This is a genomic window from Allobosea sp. FG18, from assembly GCF_057809495.1.
This window is the reverse complement of sequence record NZ_JBMDKB010000003.1, coordinates 295,382-314,798: the sequence shown is the minus strand read 5'-3', so window position 1 is coordinate 314,798 and position 19,417 is coordinate 295,382. Positions and strand designations below refer to the sequence as shown.

General features: G+C 66.3%; 21 protein-coding genes. 5 read left to right on the top strand and 16 right to left on the bottom strand.

The genetic code is table 11. The features are described from left to right. Positions 1 to 60 precede the first annotated feature (60 nt). Entirely contained in the window at positions 61 to 702 is a 642-nt protein-coding gene (locus tag ACODTJ_RS05600) for a YoaK family protein (RefSeq protein ID WP_454656272.1), read from the top strand. A gap of 69 nt (positions 703 to 771) precedes the next feature. Beyond that, entirely contained in the window at positions 772 to 1,104 is a 333-nt protein-coding gene (locus ACODTJ_RS05595) for a hypothetical protein (protein ID WP_454656271.1), read from the top strand. Positions 1,105 to 1,121: 17 nt separating this feature from the next. Here ACODTJ_RS05595 and ACODTJ_RS05590 read toward each other — a convergent pair whose 3' ends face one another. The 10 genes from ACODTJ_RS05590 to ACODTJ_RS05545 all read right to left on the bottom strand — a co-directional run bounded on the left by ACODTJ_RS05590 (position 1,122) and on the right by ACODTJ_RS05545 (position 12,804). Continuing rightward, positions 1,122 to 2,837: a SulP family inorganic anion transporter gene (locus ACODTJ_RS05590; protein ID WP_454656270.1), complete on the bottom strand. Its 1,716-nt coding sequence runs from the start codon at positions 2,835 to 2,837 to the stop codon at positions 1,122 to 1,124. 59 nt (positions 2,838 to 2,896) lie between these two features. Beyond that, complete coding sequence (locus ACODTJ_RS05585) at positions 2,897 to 4,972, bottom strand: M3 family metallopeptidase (protein WP_454656269.1); 2,076 nt, start codon at positions 4,970 to 4,972, stop codon at positions 2,897 to 2,899. A 154-nt stretch (positions 4,973 to 5,126) separates the two neighbouring features. Beyond that, complete coding sequence (locus ACODTJ_RS05580; protein WP_454656268.1) at positions 5,127 to 5,855, bottom strand: NUDIX hydrolase; 729 nt, start codon at positions 5,853 to 5,855, stop codon at positions 5,127 to 5,129. Beyond that, positions 5,852 to 6,751 (bottom strand): PhzF family phenazine biosynthesis protein, encoded by a 900-nt coding sequence (locus ACODTJ_RS05575; RefSeq protein WP_454656267.1) that lies wholly within the window; start codon positions 6,749 to 6,751, stop codon positions 5,852 to 5,854. The genes ACODTJ_RS05580 and ACODTJ_RS05575 overlap by 4 nt, the downstream gene beginning before the upstream one ends. Before the next feature lie 16 nt (positions 6,752 to 6,767). Beyond that, complete coding sequence (locus tag ACODTJ_RS05570; RefSeq protein WP_454656266.1) at positions 6,768 to 7,883, bottom strand: endonuclease/exonuclease/phosphatase family protein; 1,116 nt, start codon at positions 7,881 to 7,883, stop codon at positions 6,768 to 6,770. Positions 7,884 to 7,893: 10 nt separating this feature from the next. Beyond that, complete coding sequence (gene pdxY / locus ACODTJ_RS05565) at positions 7,894 to 8,742, bottom strand: pyridoxal kinase PdxY (RefSeq protein ID WP_454656265.1); 849 nt, start codon at positions 8,740 to 8,742, stop codon at positions 7,894 to 7,896. A gap of 104 nt (positions 8,743 to 8,846) precedes the next feature. Beyond that, positions 8,847 to 9,926: a sensor histidine kinase gene (locus ACODTJ_RS05560; RefSeq protein ID WP_454656264.1), complete on the bottom strand. Its 1,080-nt coding sequence runs from the start codon at positions 9,924 to 9,926 to the stop codon at positions 8,847 to 8,849. Between the two features lie 89 nt (positions 9,927 to 10,015). After that, positions 10,016 to 11,047, bottom strand: coding sequence for an ABC transporter substrate-binding protein (locus tag ACODTJ_RS05555; RefSeq protein ID WP_454656263.1), 1,032 nt, complete (start codon positions 11,045 to 11,047; stop codon positions 10,016 to 10,018). Between the two features lie 90 nt (positions 11,048 to 11,137). Beyond that, positions 11,138 to 11,929 carry an ABC transporter permease gene (locus tag ACODTJ_RS05550; RefSeq protein WP_454656262.1) on the bottom strand — a complete coding sequence of 264 codons (792 nt, stop codon included), beginning with the start codon at positions 11,927 to 11,929 and terminating at the stop codon, positions 11,138 to 11,140. After that, on the bottom strand, positions 11,926 to 12,804 hold the full coding sequence (locus tag ACODTJ_RS05545; protein WP_454656261.1) for an ABC transporter ATP-binding protein: 879 nt from the start codon (positions 12,802 to 12,804) through the stop codon (positions 11,926 to 11,928). The genes ACODTJ_RS05550 and ACODTJ_RS05545 overlap by 4 nt, the downstream gene beginning before the upstream one ends. A gap of 212 nt (positions 12,805 to 13,016) precedes the next feature. Here ACODTJ_RS05545 and ACODTJ_RS05540 point away from each other — a divergent pair, with 212 nt between their 5' ends. Together ACODTJ_RS05540 and ACODTJ_RS05535 are read left to right on the top strand one after the other, a co-directional pair. Continuing rightward, positions 13,017 to 13,520: a DedA family protein gene (locus ACODTJ_RS05540; RefSeq protein WP_454656260.1), complete on the top strand. Its 504-nt coding sequence runs from the start codon at positions 13,017 to 13,019 to the stop codon at positions 13,518 to 13,520. Between the two features lie 210 nt (positions 13,521 to 13,730). Then, positions 13,731 to 14,120: a ComEA family DNA-binding protein gene (locus tag ACODTJ_RS05535; RefSeq protein WP_454656259.1), complete on the top strand. Its 390-nt coding sequence runs from the start codon at positions 13,731 to 13,733 to the stop codon at positions 14,118 to 14,120. Between the two features lie 406 nt (positions 14,121 to 14,526). Here the strand turns inward: ACODTJ_RS05535 and ilvC are convergent, their stop codons facing one another. Beyond that, positions 14,527 to 15,546 (bottom strand): ketol-acid reductoisomerase, encoded by a 1,020-nt coding sequence (gene ilvC / locus ACODTJ_RS05530; RefSeq protein ID WP_454656258.1) that lies wholly within the window; start codon positions 15,544 to 15,546, stop codon positions 14,527 to 14,529. A gap of 14 nt (positions 15,547 to 15,560) precedes the next feature. After that, positions 15,561 to 16,226: a TetR/AcrR family transcriptional regulator C-terminal domain-containing protein gene (locus ACODTJ_RS05525; protein WP_454656257.1), complete on the bottom strand. Its 666-nt coding sequence runs from the start codon at positions 16,224 to 16,226 to the stop codon at positions 15,561 to 15,563. A gap of 298 nt (positions 16,227 to 16,524) precedes the next feature. On the opposite strand from ACODTJ_RS05525, the gene ACODTJ_RS05520 reads away from it, so the two are divergent. Then, positions 16,525 to 17,070, top strand: a complete 546-nt coding sequence (locus ACODTJ_RS05520) for a DUF924 family protein (protein ID WP_454656256.1) — start codon at positions 16,525 to 16,527, stop codon at positions 17,068 to 17,070. A 3-nt stretch (positions 17,071 to 17,073) separates the two neighbouring features. Here the strand turns inward: ACODTJ_RS05520 and ACODTJ_RS05515 are convergent, their stop codons facing one another. The 4 genes from ACODTJ_RS05515 to ACODTJ_RS05500 are packed head-to-tail and all read right to left on the bottom strand — an operon-like array spanning position 17,074 to position 19,282. Continuing rightward, positions 17,074 to 17,295 (bottom strand): hypothetical protein, encoded by a 222-nt coding sequence (locus ACODTJ_RS05515; RefSeq protein WP_454656255.1) that lies wholly within the window; start codon positions 17,293 to 17,295, stop codon positions 17,074 to 17,076. 2 nt (positions 17,296 to 17,297) lie between these two features. Continuing rightward, entirely contained in the window at positions 17,298 to 17,840 is a 543-nt protein-coding gene (gene ilvN / locus ACODTJ_RS05510) for an acetolactate synthase small subunit (RefSeq protein WP_454656254.1), read from the bottom strand. Positions 17,841 to 17,897: 57 nt separating this feature from the next. Further along, positions 17,898 to 18,575 (bottom strand): glutathione S-transferase family protein, encoded by a 678-nt coding sequence (locus ACODTJ_RS05505; RefSeq protein ID WP_454656253.1) that lies wholly within the window; start codon positions 18,573 to 18,575, stop codon positions 17,898 to 17,900. Beyond that, entirely contained in the window at positions 18,572 to 19,282 is a 711-nt protein-coding gene (locus ACODTJ_RS05500) for an aspartate/glutamate racemase family protein (protein WP_454656252.1), read from the bottom strand. Before ACODTJ_RS05500 ends, ACODTJ_RS05505 begins: the two co-directional genes overlap by 4 nt. Positions 19,283 to 19,417: the final 135 nt, after the last annotated feature.

Genomic DNA, 19,417 nt, shown 5'->3' with positions numbered 1-19,417 from the left:
GAGCGACGCTGATTCGGCCGGCTCCGGCGCCGGATCGATGATTCGGGATTCGTATTCGTCATGATGCGCTACCAGAGGCGCGAGATCGCACTCGCCGCCTGCTTCTCGGCACTCGCCGGCTATGTCGACGCACTCGGCTTCATCACGCTCGGCGGCTATTTCGTCTCCTTCATGACGGGCAACACGACGCGGCTCGGTATCGAGCTTGCGGGCGGTCAGGCAGGCGGAGTTGCGCTCGCCGGCGGCATCATCGCCCTCTTCGTCTGCGGGGTCGTGCTCGGCTCCCTCGTCGGCCATGCCACCGGCAAGCAGCGCGCCCCGACCGTGCTCGGCGTGGTCACGCTGCTGCTCGCGCTGGCCGCGCTGCTGGAAACGATCGGCGAGACGCTTCCGGCGGTCGGCCTGCTCGCGGTCGCGATGGGCACGGAGAATGCCGTCTTCCAGCGCGACGGCGAGGTCACGATCGGCCTGACCTACATGACCGGCACGCTGGTCAAGATGGGGCAGCGGATCGCCGCCGCCATGCTCGGCGGGCCCAAGCGCGCCTTCCTGCGCCATTTCCTGCTCTGGCTCGGCTTGATGGGTGGTGCCTTCCTCGGCGCGGCGGTGCATGGCTGGATCGGCCTCACGGCTATCTGGCTCGCCGCCGCGGCGGCAGCCACGATGACGGTCGCAGCGACCTTCTTCCTGCGCAACGGTTGAACCGCAGGTCGCTGGCGCGGCTTGCGAGAATCGGCAATGGTCAGTGGCTCGATCACACCGGAGAGACCGATGCGCGCGCTGCCCCTCCTCGCCTTCATGGGCTTCGCTCTCGCCGCCTGCCAGAGCGCTGGACCGCCCCCTGCCCCAGCGCCGGAACAGGCAGCGCCGGGCGTGACGCCCAGCACTTTCCGCATGCCGGCTGGCACCGGCTGTTCCGGAGAGGTGGAGCGCTTCCAGGCGGTGATCGACAACGACCTCGCCACCGGCCACACGACGAAGGGCGTTCATGACCGGGTCAGCAGCGAGATTTCCCGCGCGCGGTCGAGTTGCTCCGCCGGCAACGATACCGGAGCCGTCAGCCAGATTCGCGCGACCAAGGCCAGATTCGGCTATCCGGGCTGAGACCGGGCTCCAATGCTCTAGATCGCCGGACCGGCGCGCTCCGCTCGGGCATGGCCGGCGGCAACGGCCTCGCTCACCGACGCGGCGAAGCGCACCCGCGGCCGCTTGATGCCGTGGATCAGGAGCGTGCGGCGCACCGCCCGCGTCGCCCCGACGATAAAGACAGCCACGCCTTGCCGATTGGCCTTGCGCACGAAGCCTTCGAGCGTCGCAGCGCCGGTCGAATCGAGCAGGGAAACCGCCGAGAGATCGACGACATAGGTCTTGGGCGCCACGCCGACCCGGTCGAGCGCCGCGCCCACCGCCGCGGCCGCCCCGAAGAAGAAGGCCCCCGAAATCCGCACCACCACGACATCGGGATCCATCGCCGGCACGGCATCGTAAGGCTTGCGCCCGTTGCCGTTGACCGTATCCGCCCTGTCCTCTTCCATCATCGGCATGCCGGTCTCGATCGCCACCGACTGCGCCATGCGGTGCAGGAAGAGCAGCGCGCTGACGACGAAGCCGGCGACGATACCCGTGCTCAGATCGACGAAGATCACCAGCAGGAACGTCACCAGCAGCACGACGGCATCGCCGCGCGAGGCGCGGATCAACGTCGCGAACTCATGCTTCTCGGCCATGTTCCAGGCGACGACGGCGAGCACGCCTGCAAGCGCAGCCAGCGGGATGTAGGAGGCGAGCGGCGCCGCCGCCAGCATGAAGAACAGCAGGAAGGTCGCGTGCAGCATGCCTGAGATCGGTCCGCGCGCGCCGGAGCGCACATTGGTGGCCGTCCGCGCGATGTTGCCGGTGACGCAGAAGCCGCCGAACAGCGGCGAGGCCATGTTGGCGAGCCCCTGCGCCACCAGCTCGCCATTGGAGCGGTGCCGCCGGCCCGTCATCGAATCCGCGACGACCGCCGAGAGCAGGCTCTCGATGCAGCCGAGCAACGTGAAGGAGAGTGCGTTCGGCAACACGGCCCCGAACTTCTCCCAGGAGATCGCCGGCAACCGCGGCAGCGGCAGCACCTGCGGGATGCCGCCGAAGCGCGTCCCGATCGTCTCGACCGGCGCGCCCAGAACGGCGACGCCCACGGCGGCGATCGCGACCGCGATGATGAAGGCCGGCCAGTGCGGGCGAAGACGGCGCAGCAGCAGGATAAGGCCGATGGTGACGGCGGTAACGGCGATCGCGGCAGGGCTCGCGCTCGGCCAGGCTCCGGCGAGCGCCTCCAGTTTCGGCAGCAGCGGCCCTGGCTCGTTGGCCAGCGTCAGCCCCAGCAGGTCCTTGATCTGACTCGCGAAGATGATGACGGCGATGCCTGCGGTGAAGCCGACCGTGACCGGATAAGGGATATATTTGATGAAGGTACCGAGGCCGAGCAGGCCGACCGCCGCCAGCATCAGGCCCGAAAGGAACGTGGCGAGCAGCAGTCCATCGACGCCGTGCTGGGCCACGCAGGCCGCAACCAGCACGATGAAGGCGCCGGCTGGCCCGCCGATCTGGAAGCGGCTTCCGCCCAGTGCCGAGACGATGAAGCCGCCGATGATCGAGGTGTAGAGCCCCCGGTCGGGCGTCACGCCCGAGGCAATCGCGATCGCCATGGAAAGCGGCAGGGCGACGATCGCGACCGTCAGCCCGGAGATGGCATCGGCCTTGAAGCTCGCGAGGCCATAGCCCTCGCGGAGGACGGTCAGCAACTTGGGAGTGTAGAGCTCGACGAAGCTGGGCTTGCTGCTCGTGGCCGCCATGATGTCCTCCGCTGCCCGAAACTATCGGGCAACGGAAAGAACGTCCATGATATGTGAAATCAGGCCGCCAGCCCGCGCCTTTCCAGCAACGCATCCGGCGTCGGCAGCCGCCCGCGGAACAGCGTATAGGCCTCGGCCGCATCACGGGTGTCGCCGGCCGAATAGATGTAGCGCTTGAGCTTCTCCGCCACCGCGGGCGAGAACACGTCGCCGGTCTCGGTGAAGGCGTTGAAGGCGTCGGCATCCATCACCTCGGACCAGAGATAGCTGTAATAGCCGGCCGAATAGCCGTCGCCCGAGAAGACATGGGTGAAATGCGGCGTCCGGTGCCGCATGGTGATCTCTGAGGGCATGCCGAGGCGCTGAAGCTCCGCGGCCTCGAAGGCGAGCGGATCGACCTCGACTGGGCCCTCCAGCGAGTGGAAGGCGAGATCGACCAGCGCCGAGGAGGTGTATTCCACCGTGGCAAAACCCTGGTTGAACGTCTGCGCCTTTTCGATCTTCTCGATCAGCGCCTCCGGGATCGGCTCACCCGTCTCGGCATGGCGGCAGTATTCGCGCATCACCTCGCGGGTCAGGAACCAGTGCTCGTAGAGCTGCGAGGGCAGTTCGACGAAATCGCGCGCGACCGATGTGCCCGCCAGCGAGCCATAGGTCACGTCCGAGAGCAGCCCGTGCAGCGCATGGCCGAACTCGTGGAACAGCGTGCGCGCATCATCGAGCGAGAGCAACGCGGGCTTGCCCTCGGCCGGCTTGGCGAAATTGCAGACATTGACGATGATCGGCCGGGTCTCGCCGTCGAGCTTGCGCTGGCCGCGGAAGGCGCTCATCCAGGCGCCGGAACGCTTCGAGGCGCGGGCGAAATAGTCGCCGACGAACAGGCCGATATGGCGCCCGCTCGCGGTCTCCGTCACCTCGAAGATGCGCACGTCCGGGTGATAGCCCTGAAGCTCCGGCCGCTCCGCGAAGGACAGCCCGAACAGCTTGCCGGCGACGTCGAAGGCCGCCTGCCGGACGCGGTCGAGCTGGAGATATTGCTTCAGCACGGCCTCATCGAGCGCATAGGTCTTCTGCCGGACCTTCTCGGCATAGTGGCGCCAGTCCCAGGGGCGGATCGGGCCGTTCTCGCCCTCGTCCTGCGCCAGCGCCGCGAGATCGGCTGCCTCGCGCGCCGCGCGCGCCTTGGCCGGCTTCCAGACCAGCTCCAAGAGCCCTCGTACATGCTCCGGCGTCTTCGCCATGGCGTCGTCGAGCTTGAAATGCGCGAAGGTCGGATAACCCAATAGCTTCGCCTTCTCGGCCCTCAGCTTCACCATCTCGGCGACGATAGCGCGATTGTCGCTTTCACCGCCGTTCTCGCCGCGCTTGCTCCAGGCGATGAAGGCCTCCTCGCGCAGGTCGCGACGCGTCGAGAAGGTCAGGAAAGGCTCAATGATCGAGCGCGACAGCGTCACCGCATGCTGGCCGGGCTTGCCGCGATCGGCCGCGGCGCGCGCCATCGCCGCCTTCACGAAATCAGGCAGGCCGGCCAGACCCGCATCGTCCTCGATGAACAGCGCATAGGAGGATTCGTCCTTCAGCACGTTCTGGCTGAACTGCGTGCCGAGCCCGGCGAGGCGCTCGTTGATCGCGGCAAGGCGCTTCTTGTCCTCGGCGTTCAGCTTCGCGCCCGAGCGGATGAAGCCCTTGTAGCTTCGCTCCAGCAGACGGGCCTGCTCCGGGCTCAGGCCGAGCGCATCGCGCTTCGCATTGACCGCATCGACACGGGCGAACAGCCCCTCGTCCATCATGATCGCCGACCAGTGCCGCGAGGTGATCGGCGACATCTCGCGCTCGATGGCCTGCAAGGCCTCGTTCGTGTCGGCGCCGGTCAGGTTGTAGAACACGCCGCCGACGCGGCTGAGCGCCCGCCCTGCCCGCTCCAGCGCCTCGATCGTGTTGGCGAAATCGGGTACGGCCTTATCGGACACGATTGCCGCGATCTCATCCTTGTGCTTGGCCAGCGCTGCGTCGAAGGCCGGCCGGATATGCTCAGGCTTGATCGCCGCGAAGGGCGGCAGACGGAACGGCGTCTCCCAACGCGTCGCGAAGGGGTTCTCCGCCGGCAACGGCAAAGCCTCGGGATAAGCGGTCATATTATCGGCCTTTCAACACTGCGGCGTCAGTCAAAACAAACACGGGTCATCCCGGGCGCAGCGAAGCGAAGACCCGGGATCCATTCCGGAACGGTTCAGGAATGGATCCCGGATCGGCGCCGCTGACGCGGCTTGTCCGGGATGACCGCGAGGGTCAGGATCGGTCCGCCTCGAAGATATGTGCGAGATAGCGGCGCATGAAGGGCGGCATGTCGTGCTTTTCGGTATCAGTGAGATCGCGCACGATGACGATGTCGGACAGCTCCTCCTCTTCGAGATGCTTCATCCGCTCCAGCATCAGCGCGCGCGCCTCATCCGCCGGCAAATCGATGCGGACCTCGCGCATGAAGGCGATACGGCCCTGCTCGATCAGCACCGTCCAGCCCTCGCCCACCGTCAGGTCCTCGACGCGCAGGCCAGTCTCTTCACCGAGCTCGCGCGTGACGCTGCCGGCGAGGTCGAGCGTGCCGTCGGGCCGGGCATCGTCGCGGTCGGGCGTGCCCGCGGCGAAATAGACCTTGCCGGCATTGGCGGTGTGGTCGCCCATCTTGCCGCACAGGAACGCGCCGTCATTGGCCCGAAGCGCCGCCATGGCGAAGCCGTTGCGGATGACCGGGCCGGGATGGCCGACATCGCGCCAGGTCAGGAAGGCAGCATAGTCCACCTCGAAATACCCGGCCTCGAACACGCCGCCGCGGATCGCGGCACGATGCTGCAGCATGACGCGGCCGTTGAACATCGCGGGTTTGTCCGCGCTGATCTTGGCCCAATGCGCCGCGATCATCTCGGCGTTCTCACGCGCGAAGGCCCAGTCATAAGGCTCGACCAGCGCATCGACCCGCGACAGTCTGACGATCGAGCCATTTTCGACGCCAACGCTCACAGCAGCACGCCCTCGCTGACCACGACGGCCGAACCGCCGATCCGCGCCGAGACCAACGAGCCGTCCCGGACGCTCAGTTCCAGCGTGATCTGCGACGGCCGTCCCATCTCGTAACCCTGCTCGATGACGAGGCGGTGGTCGCCGTCCTCCGGCTTGTCATAGGCCATGATCGCGCCGGCAAAGGCCGCGACCGCCGAGCCCGTTGCCGGGTCCTCGACGACTCCGGCGCCCGGCCAGAACATCCGGGCATGGTAGTGATGCCCGACCTCGGCGGTCTCGCGGCAATAGACGAAGGCATTGCCGTTCGGCGTCGCCGCCATCACCCGCTCGAAGGCCGCTGTGACCTTCGCCCTGGCGACCGCCTCGCGGCTCGCGACCGGCACGGTGGTGTAGGCGACACCGGCGGAGAAGCCGCTCGGCCGATGCGCGTCGAAGCCGAGATCGGCAAGGTCGAGCCCAAGCGCTTCCGCCAATTGCGCATCGGCGACCGGCTGCTCCAGAGGCTCCGGCAGGCGCGGCAAGGTGAAGGTGGCGTGGCCGGCATGGCTGCCCTTGATCGAGACCGCGCAGGAAACCGGCCCGACCTTCTCCTCCAGCACCAGCATGTCGGCAGACTTACCCTCGGCCTCGTCCGTCAGCGCGAGCCAGACCGCCGTACCGACAGTCGGATGGCCGGCGAAGGGCAGTTCGCCTGTTGGGGTGAAGATGCGGACGGAGGCGCGGTGCCCGGGTGTCTCCGGCAGCGCGATGAAGACCGTCTCGGACAGGTTGAACTCCCGGGCGATCGCCTGCATCGCCTCGGTATCGAGCCCGTCCGACTGGAGCACGACTGCCAGCGGGTTGCCGGCATGACGGCGCGTGGTGAAGACGTCGAGCGTGACGAAGCGGCGTTTCATCGATGCGTCCTTGAGGTCAGCCTTCAGGAATGTCGAGATCAATGGCGAGCGGGCAATGGTCGGAGGCCTTGGGCCGGTCCCAGCCGACGCGCGGATAGCGGTTCGCGCAAGTCGCGAGCGCCGCCATCGAGCGGTCCGGCTCGCGCGGATCGAGCGGCACGCGATAAGGCAGGCCGCGCCGGATCATCTGCATGGCCGGCTTCGGATTGGCCGCCGCGAGCGCCGGCGAGAGCAGGATGTGGTCGAGCGGCATGTGGCTGTCGATCAGCCGCTCCTGACTGTCGGACCAGTAGCGCCGGAAATGCGTCCAGCGCTCATGCACGGGTAGCGTGGCCATGGGATCGACGGCAAAACCGTCGAGCAGGGGCTCGATGCCGCTGACGCCCTCGTCGACCACTTCCGCGCGGGGCCCGAGCCCGTAGCGATAGCCGTTGAGATCGCCGAGCACGATCCAGTTGGTCTCGCGCCAGCCGCCGCCAAAGCGCTGCTGGACCAGCCAGCGCACCGCCCGCGCCTCGGCGCGGCGCACCGGCAGCGTCGCGGTGCGCCCATCCTCGCGGCCGTTGTTCATCGACTTGAAATGGCAGCCGAACAGGCTGAGCCGCCGCCCCGCGAAGCTCAGCTCCACCTCCAGGCAGTCGCGGGCGAAAACCTTGCCATGCGGGCCGATGCCCAGCATGGCGAGCTCACGGTCATGCACGCCGGCCTCGGCAAATGTCAGGTCCTTGTGTGAGCGCACCGTGACCTGTCCCGGCCCGAACAGGTCGCGCCGCGCGGCGAAGCCGATATCGATACTCCGCCGATCATTGCCGTCGATCAGCGTGAAATGGCCGTAGCGGTGGTCAGCGATGCGGTGGACGTAGTTGGCGAAGAAGGCCTGCAGGCTCGCGAGCGAATCGACCTCCTGCAACATCCAGAGATCCACCTGCGCCTCGGCGATGGCGAGCGCCGTCATCTGGCGCTTGTCGTCCTCCAGCGCCACCGCGAGCGAGCGCTCCACCGCGTCACGCTCGTCGGCGCGCGGGAAGTGGAACAGCGACATCGCGGCGGCCGTCTCCGTGCGCCCGCCTGGCTCGAAGCGGTGCCGCGTCAGCAGGTTCTCGACGTTGAAGGTGCCGACGCGCAGCTTCATCGTCGGGCGCTCAGATCGCTTCCGGCGCGAAGACCTGCGAAGGCGTGACGAACTCGTCCTGCGCCGCCACCGTCAGGATCTCGCGCGAACCCGCCTCCTTGGTGCGCTTCAGCAGGCCGTAGACCGAGGATGCAGCCTTCGAAAGCGCGGCCGCCGCCGATTCCTCGCGCAGGTAATGGGTGAAGAACAGCGCTCCGATCGCGTCGCCCGCGCCGTTGACGCTGACGTCGAGTTTCGGTGTGCGCACGCGCCAGCTGCCCTTGGCATCCGCCGCCATCAGGTCGATCGAGTCGCCGGGCGTTTCCTCGGTCACGAGCGAGGTCACCATCACCACCTTCGGCCCGGCATCGCGCAGGGCCTCGACGGCGCGATGCGCATCGGCGAGGGTCTTGATCTCGATATCGGTCAGCAGCTCGAGTTCGAACTGGTTGGGCGTCACGATATCGGCGGCCGGCACCGCCTGCTCGCGCATGAACTCCGGAATGCCCGGCCGCACGAAGACGCCGCGCCCGACATCGCCGATCACCGGATCGCAGCAATAGAGCGCCTTGGGATTGGCGGCGCGCACCCGCTCCACCGCCGAGAGGATGGCATGGCCGATATCGGCCGAGCCCATATAGCCGGAGAGCACGCCGTCGCAGCTGCCGAGCACGCCGCGCTCGGCAATGCCGTCCATCACCTCGTCGATCATGCCGCCATCGAAGACGCGGCCCTTCCAGTTGCCGTAGCCCGTATGGTTCGAGAACTGCACCGTATGGATCGGCCAGACCTCGACCCCCAGCCGCTGCATCGGAAAGGTCGCGGAGGCGTTGCCCACATGGCCATAGGCGACATGGGACTGGATCGAGAGAATATTCATGGTCCGAAGCGATACCCCGTTCGCGGTGGGACCGCGAACCTAACGGCTCTCACGCGGGGCGCAAATCGAAAGCGGTGAAGAAACCGATCGCTCGCGCAGAGCGGTCATTCCCGCGGCGCGACATGCGCCATCGTCGTGGTCAGGACATAGCGCAGGCCCTCGGGCCGATAGTCGAGTTCAACCTCGCCCTGGAATTTCTGCGCCATGACGCGCTCGACCAGGCGCGAGCCGAAGCCCTGCCGCCGCGGCTTGACGACAGCAGGGCCGCCGCTCTCGATCCATTCGAACCGGAAGGCGTCCTCGCTCTGCGGCCGGCCGACGGCCCACCGGATGGCGACCTCACCGGCCTCGACCGAGAGCGCACCGTATTTCACGGCGTTGGTCGCCAGTTCGTTGGCGGCCAGCGCCATTGTCATAGCCAGATCGGCCGGCAGTTGCAGCGGCGGCCCCTCGATATGGATCGTGCCGATATCGGAACGATGCGGCGCCAGCGCGCCGTCGATCACGGCGCGGATTGGCGCACTGCTCCAGCTCGACCGGGTCAGGATGCTGTGCGCCTCGCCCAGCGTCGCGATGCGATCGCTGAGGATGGACTGCGCCTCCTCCAGCGTCTCGGCCGAGCGGAAGGTCTGGCTGGCGATCGCGGCGATCATCGCCAGCGTGTTCTTCATGCGATGGGCGAGTTCGGCGTTGAGCAGGCGGCCGTTGCGCTCCGCCTCCTTCTTGCCTGTCGTTTCCATCACCGTATCGATCATGCCGAGAACCCGGCCGTTCTCGTCCCGGATCGGGCTGTAGCAGAAGGTGAACCAGACCTCTTCCGGATGGCCGTAGCGATCGATGGTGAGCGGAAAATCCTCGATGAAGGTCGCCTCGCCGGCCAGCGCCTTGTGCACAAGCGGGCCGATATCGTCCCAGACCTCCGCCCACACATCACGAAACGAATGGCCGAGCGCACAGGGCTTGTCGCCGAGGATCGCGCGAAAGGCATCGTTATGGATCGTGATCAGGTCCGCGCCCCAGACGATGCATTTGGGAAAGCGCGAATTGACCATCATGCCGACGGCGATCTTCAACGCGACAGGCCAGCCGGCGATCGACCCCAGCGACGTGGAACGCCAGTCATGCGCCCGGATGGCAGCAGCCATCGCGCCGCCGCCATCCAGGAAGCCCGTTTCGCCGTTCACGTGATTCCCCCAGCGCGAATCCGCGCACCATGCACGGAACGCAGAACGAGCGCGATGTCAAAAGACAGCCATCGCGCTCGGACATGCGATCAGGAGCCGGAGGCGGCCTTCTTGGCGAAGCCGTCGATGAAGGTCTTCGTCAGGTCGACATTCGAGTTGGTCAGTTCGGGATCGAGCAGCTTGAGCGAGTCGTACATGCTCTTCATCGCGTCAGGCGTCGCGATGCCGGTGCGCGAATAGCTCTCCTGCGAGTTCTTGACCGCGCGGATATAGAGCGCCTTGTCGCCGAGCAGGTACTCTTCCGGCACCAGCGCCGCGACATCGTCGGGCTTCGCCGTCTCCAGCCATTTCAGCGACTTCATCAGGGCATTGACCAGCTTCTGGGTCGTGACCGGGTTCTTCTCGGCGAAATCGGCCTTGAGATAGAGCACGGCTGCCGGGTTCGAGCCGCCGAACAGGCCCTTGGTGCCGGCCTCGGTGCGAGTGTCGATCAGCGAGACGATGTCGCCGTCAGCCTCCAGCTTCGAGGTGACGGGATCGAGATGCGAGATCACGTCGACCTGCTTCTGCTTGATCGCCGCGACCGCGCTGGCACCGGCGCCGACACCGATGATCGGAGCGTCCGTCGCCTTCAGCCCGGCCTTGACCATGGCATATTGCGCGGTCAGCGCCGTCGAGGAGCCCGGCGCCGTGACGCCGATCTTGAGGCCCTTGAAATCGGCGGCAGACTTCACCTTGTCGGCGAGGTCCTTGCGCACGGCGATGGTGATCGCCGGGAAGCGCCCGAGCTCGATCACGGCCCGGATATCCTGGCCCTTCGCCTGCATGCGGATGGTATGCTCATAGGCACCCGTCACGACATCGACCGAACCGCCGACGAGAGCCTGCAGCGACTTGGCGCCGCCGCCGAAATCGTTGATCTCGACGTCCAGCCCCTGCTCCTTGAAGTAACCCTTCTTCTCCGCGACCGTGAGCGGGAGATAGTACAGAAGCTGCTTGCCGCCGACGCCGAGCGTGAGCTTCGGCTTCTCGGCATTCTGGGCGAGCGCGGCGTGCGGCGCGGCGCCGAGCGCGGTCGAAAGAGCGAGCGCAGCCAGTGCGGCGCGGCGGGTGAAGATCATGGCGAAACCTCCGGTTGAATGAAAAAAGCGCTTCTGCGGGGCGCATGTCGGGTAACGATAGGCGAGTTCTGCTGACCCCGGCAACTCGCCTTACGTCGCCGTCGTCGAGCTTTGCCCCGGCCGCCAGACCAGCAGCCGCTTCTCGACCACCGTCACCAGCGAGTCGATGGCGATGACGAAGATCGCGAGGATCAACATGCCCGCAAAAACGCCGGTGACGTCGAACACGCTCTCGGCCTCGTGAATCTTGTAGCCGAGCCCGGCCGAGGAACCGAGATATTCGCCAACCACGGCACCGACCAGCGCGAAGCCTACCGAAGTGTGCAGCGAGGAGAACATCCAGGTCAGGGCAGACGGCCAGTAGACATGCTTGAAGAGCTGGCGCTCGTTCATGCCGAGCATGCGGGCATTGGACAGGATCGTCGGCGAGACCTCGCGCACGCCCTGGTAGACGTTGAAGAACACGATGAAGAAGACGAGCGTGAAGCCGAGCGCCACCTTCGACCAGATGCCGAGTCCGAACCAGAGCGCGAAGATCGGCGCCAGCACGACGCGGGGCAGGGCGTTCGCCGCCTTGATATAGGGGTCGAACACCGCGGAAAGCAGCTCCCGCCGCGCGAAGGCGAAGCCGAACAGGATGCCGGCCAGCGAACCGATCACGAAGGCCAGCACCGTCTCGGTCAGGGTGATGCCGAGATGGTAGTAGATGTCCCCGCTGGTGAGCTGCTTGAAGGTGCGCGTCAGCACCGCTGATGGCGTCGAGAAGAAGAACTGCATCGTCTTGACGTCGCCGAACAGGCTCGTGGTCGTCACGACGTGCCAGATCGCGAGGAAGACCAGCATCACGAGGATCTGGAGCGAGAGCAGCTTCATCCGCTTCATGACGCGTCTCCCCCGACGAGCTCGCGCCCCTCGCCTATCGCATAGGCTTTCTGCACCTCGACCCGCAGCGAGGCCCAGATATCGCGATGGATCTCGTGGAAGGCCTTCTCCAGCCGGATATCGGCGATGTCGCGCGGGCGTGGCAGGTCGACCTTGTAATCGGCGACGATCCCCGCTGCCGGTCCCGCCGACATCACCACGACCCGGTCGGAGAGCGCGATGGCCTCCTCAAGGTCATGGGTCACGAACATCAGCGCCTTGCGGTCGCGCGACCAGAGATCGAGCAGGAGATTGCCCATGATCTGCCGGGTCTGTGCGTCGAGCGGCCCGAAGGGCTCGTCCATCAGCAGGATCTCGGGATTGCGGATCAGCATCTGCGCCAGGCTGACGCGCTTGCGCTGCCCGCCCGAGAGCATGTGCGGATAACGGTCGACGAAGGTGCGCAAACCCACGCGGCCGAGCCATTCGCGCGCCCGTTGATCGGCCTCGCGTTCGGGAACGCCCATCGGCTCCAGCGCGACCTTGACGTTCTCCAGCGCCGTCTTCCACGGCATCAGGGCGTCCTGCTGGAAGAGATAGCCGGCGCGCCGGTTCAGCCCGGAGAGCGGCTTGTCGAAGATGCCGACCGTGCCGGCCGAAGGTGCGAGCAGACCCGCCGCCGCATTCAGCAGCGTGGACTTGCCGCAGCCGGTCGGCCCGACGATCGAGACGAACTCGCCGGGATGGACCTTGAGATCGATGCCCTTGACCGCCTGATAGCGGCCGCCATCGGCGAGATGAAAGGTGATGTCGATGCCGCCGAGCGCCACCGCCGGATCATCAGACGAAACCGCCCCCGTGCCCGCATGCGCCTGCGGGCGATCTTGCAACTCCATGAAATCCGTTTCCCCCTCGGGCTCAAGGCTTGGCGCCCGGCCGTCAGCTTTTTTTCGCGTTGCCGGAATTAATAGGCGATCATCCGGGGAAGGCAACGCCTCGCCCTGCGGCGGCCCGCCGCTTGCATCGTTCCAGCGACACGGCCATATGGCGTGACCGACCCGACCCCGCTGGAGCCGAGCCGAACGCCATGGCCGAACTAGAGCAAGCCATGAAGGCGCTCGTCAACTTCATGCAGACCCATCAGCAATGGGCGATCCCGATCGTCTTCGCGGTGGCCTTCGCCGAATGCGTCGCGGTACTATCCTGGCTTATACCTGCCACGATGTTCTTCACCACCTTCGGCGCGGTTGCCGGCGCCTCGGGCCTCAATCTCGTGCCGTTGGCACTGGCGGCCTCGTTCGGCGCCGGCAGCGGCTTCTGGGTGTCGTACATCGCCGGCATCTATCTCGGACCACGCGTCCATGATCACTGGCCTTTCACCAAGAACCCGCAATTGCTTGATCGCGGTCATGCCTTCTTCGAGAAATGGGGCATCGCCAGCATCCTGATCGGCCATTTCTTCGGGCCGCTGCGGGCCGTCATCGCCATCGTCGCCGGCCTCGTCGCGATGCCCGCCTGGCAGTTCCAGCTCGCCAACTGGCTGGCTTCCTTCGCCTGGGGGTTTGGCCTGCTCTACGGCGTCGGGCGCCTCAGCGAGATCCTTGCGCGCTGACCGGCCTCGAAACCTGACTGCCCGGTGAACGCGGCATTCGGGGGTCGTTCAAGCCGATAGTCGTTTCTTCACGTCGTCGCATCGCGGCACGCCACAACGGCGAGCCCGGCGCGACACGCTGAACGGCCCCAAGCCGCCAGCGTCGTCCGGCGGAGGGACCCGGCCCTCGACGGATGCGACGTTTCCGGGCCGACCCGCGAGGTCCCAGTCATGACGATGTCTCGTTTCCTCATCCCCCTCGTCGCGCTTGCCGCCATGGGAGGCCAGGCCTTCGCCCAGACGGCGACGCAGGCGCCCGCCCCCGCCAAGCCGACCGCGCCCGTCACGGCGCCTGCCGCCCCGGCAGCGCAGGCCGCTCCCGCCGCGAAGCCCGCCCCCCCCGCCGTTGCGACGCCCGCCGCGACCCAGGCCAAGAAGATCAACATCAACACCGCGACCGCAGCCGAGCTCGACACGCTCAAGGGCATCGGCGAGGCCCGTTCCAAGAAGATCATCGAGGAGCGCGGCAAGGCGAAGTTCAAGGATTTCGCCGATCTCGTGAAACGCGGCACCCTGCCGTCCAATGTCGAGGCCGACATCAAGGACAAGATCACCTTCTGATCCGCAGGCCCCATGCAAAAAGCCTCCGGCGCCCGGCGCCGGAGGCTTCGTCATGTCAGGTCTCTCGAGACAGCTGCGTCAGGCGAGACCGAGGATCACCGCCAGCATCATCGCCAGCGACAGCGCCATCACGACGCGGATCGCCACCGGCGTTTCGAGAATGCGGAAGAGTTCCATCACTGCCTCCCTGTAGCGGGCACGCACCGCAAGGAGAACGCTTCCGCCACAGGGCTGTTCCTGATCGCCCCCGAAAAGAAAGCGGGCGGCAGCCTCTCGACCACCGCCCAAAAACAGGAAAATCTATTTATATCAGTCGATTGCAAGATATTCCGGAATCAGATCCGGAACATCTTGAATCGATCTGGGAAGCCCGCGCCTGCCATGGCCGGCGCGGGCTCGCGCCAAATCAGTTCTTGGTCTTGTCGACCAGAGCCTTGGCCTTGATCCACGGCATCATGTCGCGGAGCTTGGCGCCGACTTCCTCGATCGGATGGGCGGCATAGCGGGCGCGGGTCGCCTTGAACGAGGTCTGGTTGACCTTGTTCTCGAGCATCCAGTCGCGGGTGAACTTGCCCGATTGGATGTCGTTGAGGACGCGCTTCATCTCGGCCTTGGTCTCGGCCGTGATGATGCGCGGGCCGGTAACGTACTCGCCGTACTCGGCGGTGTTCGAGATCGAGTAGTTCATGTTGGCGATGCCGCCTTCGTAGATCAGGTCCACGATCAGCTTCACCTCGTGGAGGCACTCGAAATAGGCCATCTCGGGGGCGTAGCCGGCCTCGGTCAGCGTCTCGTAGCCGGCCTTGATCAGCTCGACCAGGCCGCCGCAGAGCACGACCTGCTCGCCGAAGAGATCGGTCTCGCACTCTTCCTTGAAGGTGGTCTCGATGATGCCGGCGCGGCCGCCGCCATTGGCCGAGGCGTAGGACAGGCCGAGGTCATGGGCGTTGCCGGTCGCGTCCTGGTGGATCGCGATCAGGGTCGGCACGCCGCCGCCGCGCTGATACTCGGAGCGGACGGTGTGGCCGGGGCCCTTCGGGGCGACCATGAGGACGTCGAGGTCCTTGCGCGGCTCGATCAGGTTGAAATGAACGTTGAGGCCGTGCGCGAAGAGCAGCGCGGCGCCTTCCTTCATGTTGGCATGCAGCTCGTCGCGATAGATGTCGCCCTGCAGCTCGTCCGGGGTCAGCATCATCATGATGTCCGAGACCTTGGCGGCCTCCGACGGGGTCATGACCTTGAAGCCAGCCTCTTCGGCCTTTTTGCGCGTGGCCGAGCCGGCCTTGAGCGCGATGATGACGTCCTTGACGCCGGAATCGCGCAGGTTGAGCGCGTGGGCGTGGCCCTGCGAGCCGTAGCCGACGATGCAGACCTTCTTGCCCTTGATCAGGTTGATGTCGGCATCACGATCGTAATAAACGCGCATGGGTGTCTCCTTTGTCACGCGTTGGACTTGTCCCGGCCCGAAGCGTTCAGCCCCGCGCCGTAGAGGGTGAGAAACTGCCCGGTCGCCCGCTCGGCATCGGCGGCGATCTCGGCCCGGCTCAATGTCAGCGTATCGCCGAGCAGGAGCCGGATCTGGACGTCGCGACCGGCGAGGCCGAAGAAGGTGCGGAAAGCCGTCTCGGTATCGTCGAAGGCGAGCAGCCCCGCCTCGCGCCCGGCATCGAGCACGGGCTTCAGGCGCTCGCCGATGGCGAAGCGGCCATTGGCCAGCACGATCGAGCCGAGATTGCCGTCGCGAGACGCCGCCTGGCTGATGCCGATGCGGTTGAGCGCGATCGAGGTCGGCGATGAGATCACCTCGAGCCAGTTCGCGGCGAAGCCCTTGAGGCTCTCGCGCAGAGTGCCGGCATCAAGCTTCTGCCGAGCGTAGTTGCCCGCCCTCACCTTCGAGGCCTGCCACTGCACGGTTGCGGTGAGCAGACCGTCGCGGTCGCCGAACCACTTGTAGAGCGTTTCCTTGGAACAGCTCGCCCGCCGCGCCACGGCGGTCATGGTGAGCCCGCTGCCCTTCTCGACCATCAGGCTCAGCACGGCATCGAGCACGGCCTGCTGGCGCGCTGTCAGCGCCTCGCCTTGCGTCTCTGCGGAGCCTTGCGTCATGGGCGGGAGAAATCCAGTACCGTACGTTACGGTTCAGGCATCTATCGTAGCGCCGGGCGGCCCGCAAGCGTTATTCGCGAGTGGCGCATGGCCGAAGAAGAATTATCTCTGAGAGGCTACTCGAATCCCTTGAGCCCTCATCCTGAGGAGGCCCGACAGGGCCGTCTCGAAGGATGCTCCAGATATCTCGGGAGCCTCCTGGAACATCCTTCGAGACGCAGCCTGCGGCTGCTCCTCAGAATGAGGGCTGGACCTGTCACTCGAAATCTGAACTTGCCACAAGCCGAAGGAGCCCTTCATGACCCTGCCCAGCGCCAATGCCGTCGTCAGCTTCTGGCGCGAGGCCGGCCCGGAGAAATGGTTCGCCAAGGACGAGGCCTTCGACGCCGAGATCACCAGGCGCTTCCTGGCCGCTCATGAAGCCGCGGCAGCGGGCAAGCTCGCCGATTGGGAGGAAAACCCGGAAGGCGTCTACGCGCTCCTGATCCTGCTCGACCAGTTCCCGCGCAACATGTTCCGCGGCAGCCCGCGCGCCTTCGCCACCGATGCGCAGGCGGTCGCCATTGCCGAGCGCGCGATCGCCAAGGGCTTCGACGAGGCCTACCAGCCGCCGGAGAAGCGCTTCTTCTACATGCCCTTCATGCATTCCGAAGGGCTCGCCGATCAGGAGCGCTGCATCGAACTCTGCGCCGCCGCCAACGATGCCGACGGCGTGAAATATGCCGAGATCCACCGCGACATCATCCGCGATTTCGGTCGCTTCCCGCATCGCAACCCCGTGCTTGGGCGCGATACGACGGCACAGGAGCAGGCCTTCCTCAACGAAGGTGGTTTCAGCGGCTGAGGCTCAGCCGGCCTGCTGGCTCGCGATCCGTTGCAGGAAGATCGCCGCGATCGTCAGCAGGAAGCCCGCCCACCACAAGGGTGAGCGCAGGCTCTTGCCGCTGCCCAGCGGCTCGGCCTGCCCCTTGCCTGACAAGCGCATCACGATCGGCCAGGCGAAGCAGGCAAGCCCGGCCCCTCCCAGGAGAAGAGCGATCAGGCCGAGGGTTTCGGAGGTCAGCCCCATATTCACATGGATTCCGGCCCGCGGCTCATCGCGGCGATGCCGGTGCGCGAGACCTCGGTCAGCCCGACCGCCGTCATCGTCTTGATGAAGCGCTCGATCTCCTCGGTCGCCCCGGTCAATTCGAAGACGAAGGAGGTCAGCGAGGCATCGAGCACGCGCGCGCCGAAGGCCGAAGCGAGGCGCATGGCCTCGACGCGATGGTCGCCCTTGCCGACGACCTTGATCAGCGCCAGCTCGCGCTCGATCGCCTCGCCCTGCTCGGTCAGGTCGACGACGCGATGCACCGGCACCAGCCGGTCGAGATGCGCCTTGATCTGGTCGATGACATTGGACGTACCGGAGGTCACGACCGTGATGCGCGAGAGATGCTTCTCATGCTCGGTCTCGGAGACGGTGAGGCTCTCGATATTGTAGCCGCGGCCCGAGAACAGCCCGGCGATGCGAGCAAGAACGCCCGGTTCGTTGTCGACGATCACCGCCAGGGTGTGGCGCGCGACCGGCTGGGCCTTCGGAGCATTCGGATAGTGGGTAGCGGGCTTCGACATGGCGGACCTGTGAGGCGAGTTGGAGCGGATGAAATCGAGGGAATGAAAGTGTCGGGGTCAGCGGAGATTGACGAGGGCGGGTTCGTCGACCTCGTCCTGGGCTACGATCCAGGGCTCCGCCAGCGCCGCAGTGAGCCACTCGCGATAGGCGGGCAACGCGAGCACGGCCTGCATATAGTCCTGCGAGACTGGATCGACGGCGATGCCATAGGTATCGAGCCTGGTCACGACCGGCGCGAACATCGCATCCGCCGCCGAGAACTCGCCATAGAGGAACGGCCCGCCGGCGCCGAAGCGTTCGCGCGCCTGCCGCCACAGGCCGGTTAGCCTCTCGACATCGCGGGCGACGCCGGGGCCGCGATCGCGCGTGGCGAAACGCTTGCCGAGATTCATCGGGCAGGCACTGCGCAGCGCCATGAAACCGGCATGCATCTCGCTGGAGATGGCGCGCGCATGAGCGCGGGCCGCCTTGTCGCGCGGCCAGATGCCGGCCTGCGGCTGCGTGTCATGCAGGTATTCGCAGATCGCCAGCGTCTCCCAGACGGCGATCTCGCCATCGACCAGCGTCGGCACGGTACCGCCGCTGCCGGGCGCAGCAGCGAAGATCGTCTCCTTGAAACCGGGTTCGTCGAGCAGCACGAGCTGCTCGGTGAAGGCGATCCCGCTCGCCCGCATCAGGAGCCAGGCCCTGAGCGACCAGGACGAGTAGCATTTGTTGCCGATCAGAAGCTTCATGCCGCCGCAGCCTCCCATTCTTCGACGAAATCGAGCGCCGCCTGGACATGCAAGGCCGTCGTGTCGAACACCGGCACGTCGACATCGCCCTGCGAGAGCAGGAGACCGATCTCGGTGCAGCCGAGAATGACACCGTCGGCGCCCTCCTCCCTGGCAGCGCGCGTGACGATGGCGCGGTAGCGCTCACGCGAAGCCGGATCGATCCGCCCTCGGCACAGTTCCTCGTAGATGATGCGGTGCACGTCGTCGCGCTCTTCGGGAGCCGGCACCAGCGCCTCGACGCCGAAGGCCCTGAGCCGGTCGCGATAGAAGCCCTGTTCCATGGTGAAGCGCGTCGCGAGCAGAAGCGGCCGTCGCGAGGGCGAGGCCAGCACCGCCCGCGCCGTGACATCGGCGAGATGCAGGAAGGGCAGCTTGGTCGCGGCGATGATCTGGTCCGCGACCTTGTGCATGGTGTTGGTGCAGAGCACGAGGCAGGAGGCCCCGCCCTGTTCGAGGCGCCGCGCGCTCGCGGCCAGCGCAGCGCCCGCCGCGGCCCAGTCGCCCTTCGCCTGCATTTCCGCGATCGGAGCGAAATCGACCGAATGCATGAGCACGTCGGCCGAATGCAGCCCGCCCGAACGAGCGCGCACGCCCTCGTTGAGGAGCCGGTAATAGACCGCGGTCGACTCCCAGCTCATCCCGCCGATCAGACCGATGCTGGCCATGGTGCTTTCCTTCAATCGTACCCTCAGCCCTCATCCTGAGGAGCGGGCAAAGCCCGCGTCTCGAAGGATGATCCAGATCCCTCCCCACCCACTGGAGCATCCTTCGAGACGCCGCTATGCGGCTCCTCAGGATGA

Bases quoted from the DNA above. Each gene is read 5' to 3' on its own strand.
- ACODTJ_RS05600 (WP_454656272.1), top strand. From the start codon at position 61: ATGATGCGCTACCAGAGGCGCGAGATCGCACTCGCCGCCTGCTTCTCG.
- ACODTJ_RS05595 (WP_454656271.1), top strand. From the start codon at position 772: ATGCGCGCGCTGCCCCTCCTCGCCTTCATGGGCTTCGCTCTCGCCGCC.
- ACODTJ_RS05590 (WP_454656270.1), bottom strand. From the start codon at position 2,837: ATGGCGGCCACGAGCAGCAAGCCCAGCTTCGTCGAGCTCTACACTCCC.
- ACODTJ_RS05585 (WP_454656269.1), bottom strand. From the start codon at position 4,972: ATGACCGCTTATCCCGAGGCTTTGCCGTTGCCGGCGGAGAACCCCTTC.
- ACODTJ_RS05575 (WP_454656267.1), bottom strand. From the start codon at position 6,751: ATGAAACGCCGCTTCGTCACGCTCGACGTCTTCACCACGCGCCGTCAT.
- ACODTJ_RS05570 (WP_454656266.1), bottom strand. From the start codon at position 7,883: ATGAAGCTGCGCGTCGGCACCTTCAACGTCGAGAACCTGCTGACGCGG.
- pdxY (WP_454656265.1), bottom strand. From the start codon at position 8,742: ATGAATATTCTCTCGATCCAGTCCCATGTCGCCTATGGCCATGTGGGC.
- ACODTJ_RS05555 (WP_454656263.1), bottom strand. From the start codon at position 11,047: ATGATCTTCACCCGCCGCGCCGCACTGGCTGCGCTCGCTCTTTCGACC.
- ACODTJ_RS05550 (WP_454656262.1), bottom strand. From the start codon at position 11,929: ATGAAGCGGATGAAGCTGCTCTCGCTCCAGATCCTCGTGATGCTGGTC.
- ACODTJ_RS05545 (WP_454656261.1), bottom strand. From the start codon at position 12,804: ATGGAGTTGCAAGATCGCCCGCAGGCGCATGCGGGCACGGGGGCGGTT.
- ACODTJ_RS05540 (WP_454656260.1), top strand. From the start codon at position 13,017: ATGAAGGCGCTCGTCAACTTCATGCAGACCCATCAGCAATGGGCGATC.
- ACODTJ_RS05535 (WP_454656259.1), top strand. From the start codon at position 13,731: ATGACGATGTCTCGTTTCCTCATCCCCCTCGTCGCGCTTGCCGCCATG.
- ilvC (WP_454656258.1), bottom strand. From the start codon at position 15,546: ATGCGCGTTTATTACGATCGTGATGCCGACATCAACCTGATCAAGGGC.
- ACODTJ_RS05525 (WP_454656257.1), bottom strand. From the start codon at position 16,226: ATGACGCAAGGCTCCGCAGAGACGCAAGGCGAGGCGCTGACAGCGCGC.
- ACODTJ_RS05520 (WP_454656256.1), top strand. From the start codon at position 16,525: ATGACCCTGCCCAGCGCCAATGCCGTCGTCAGCTTCTGGCGCGAGGCC.
- ACODTJ_RS05515 (WP_454656255.1), bottom strand. From the start codon at position 17,295: ATGGGGCTGACCTCCGAAACCCTCGGCCTGATCGCTCTTCTCCTGGGA.
- ilvN (WP_454656254.1), bottom strand. From the start codon at position 17,840: ATGTCGAAGCCCGCTACCCACTATCCGAATGCTCCGAAGGCCCAGCCG.
- ACODTJ_RS05505 (WP_454656253.1), bottom strand. From the start codon at position 18,575: ATGAAGCTTCTGATCGGCAACAAATGCTACTCGTCCTGGTCGCTCAGG.
- ACODTJ_RS05500 (WP_454656252.1), bottom strand. From the start codon at position 19,282: ATGGCCAGCATCGGTCTGATCGGCGGGATGAGCTGGGAGTCGACCGCG.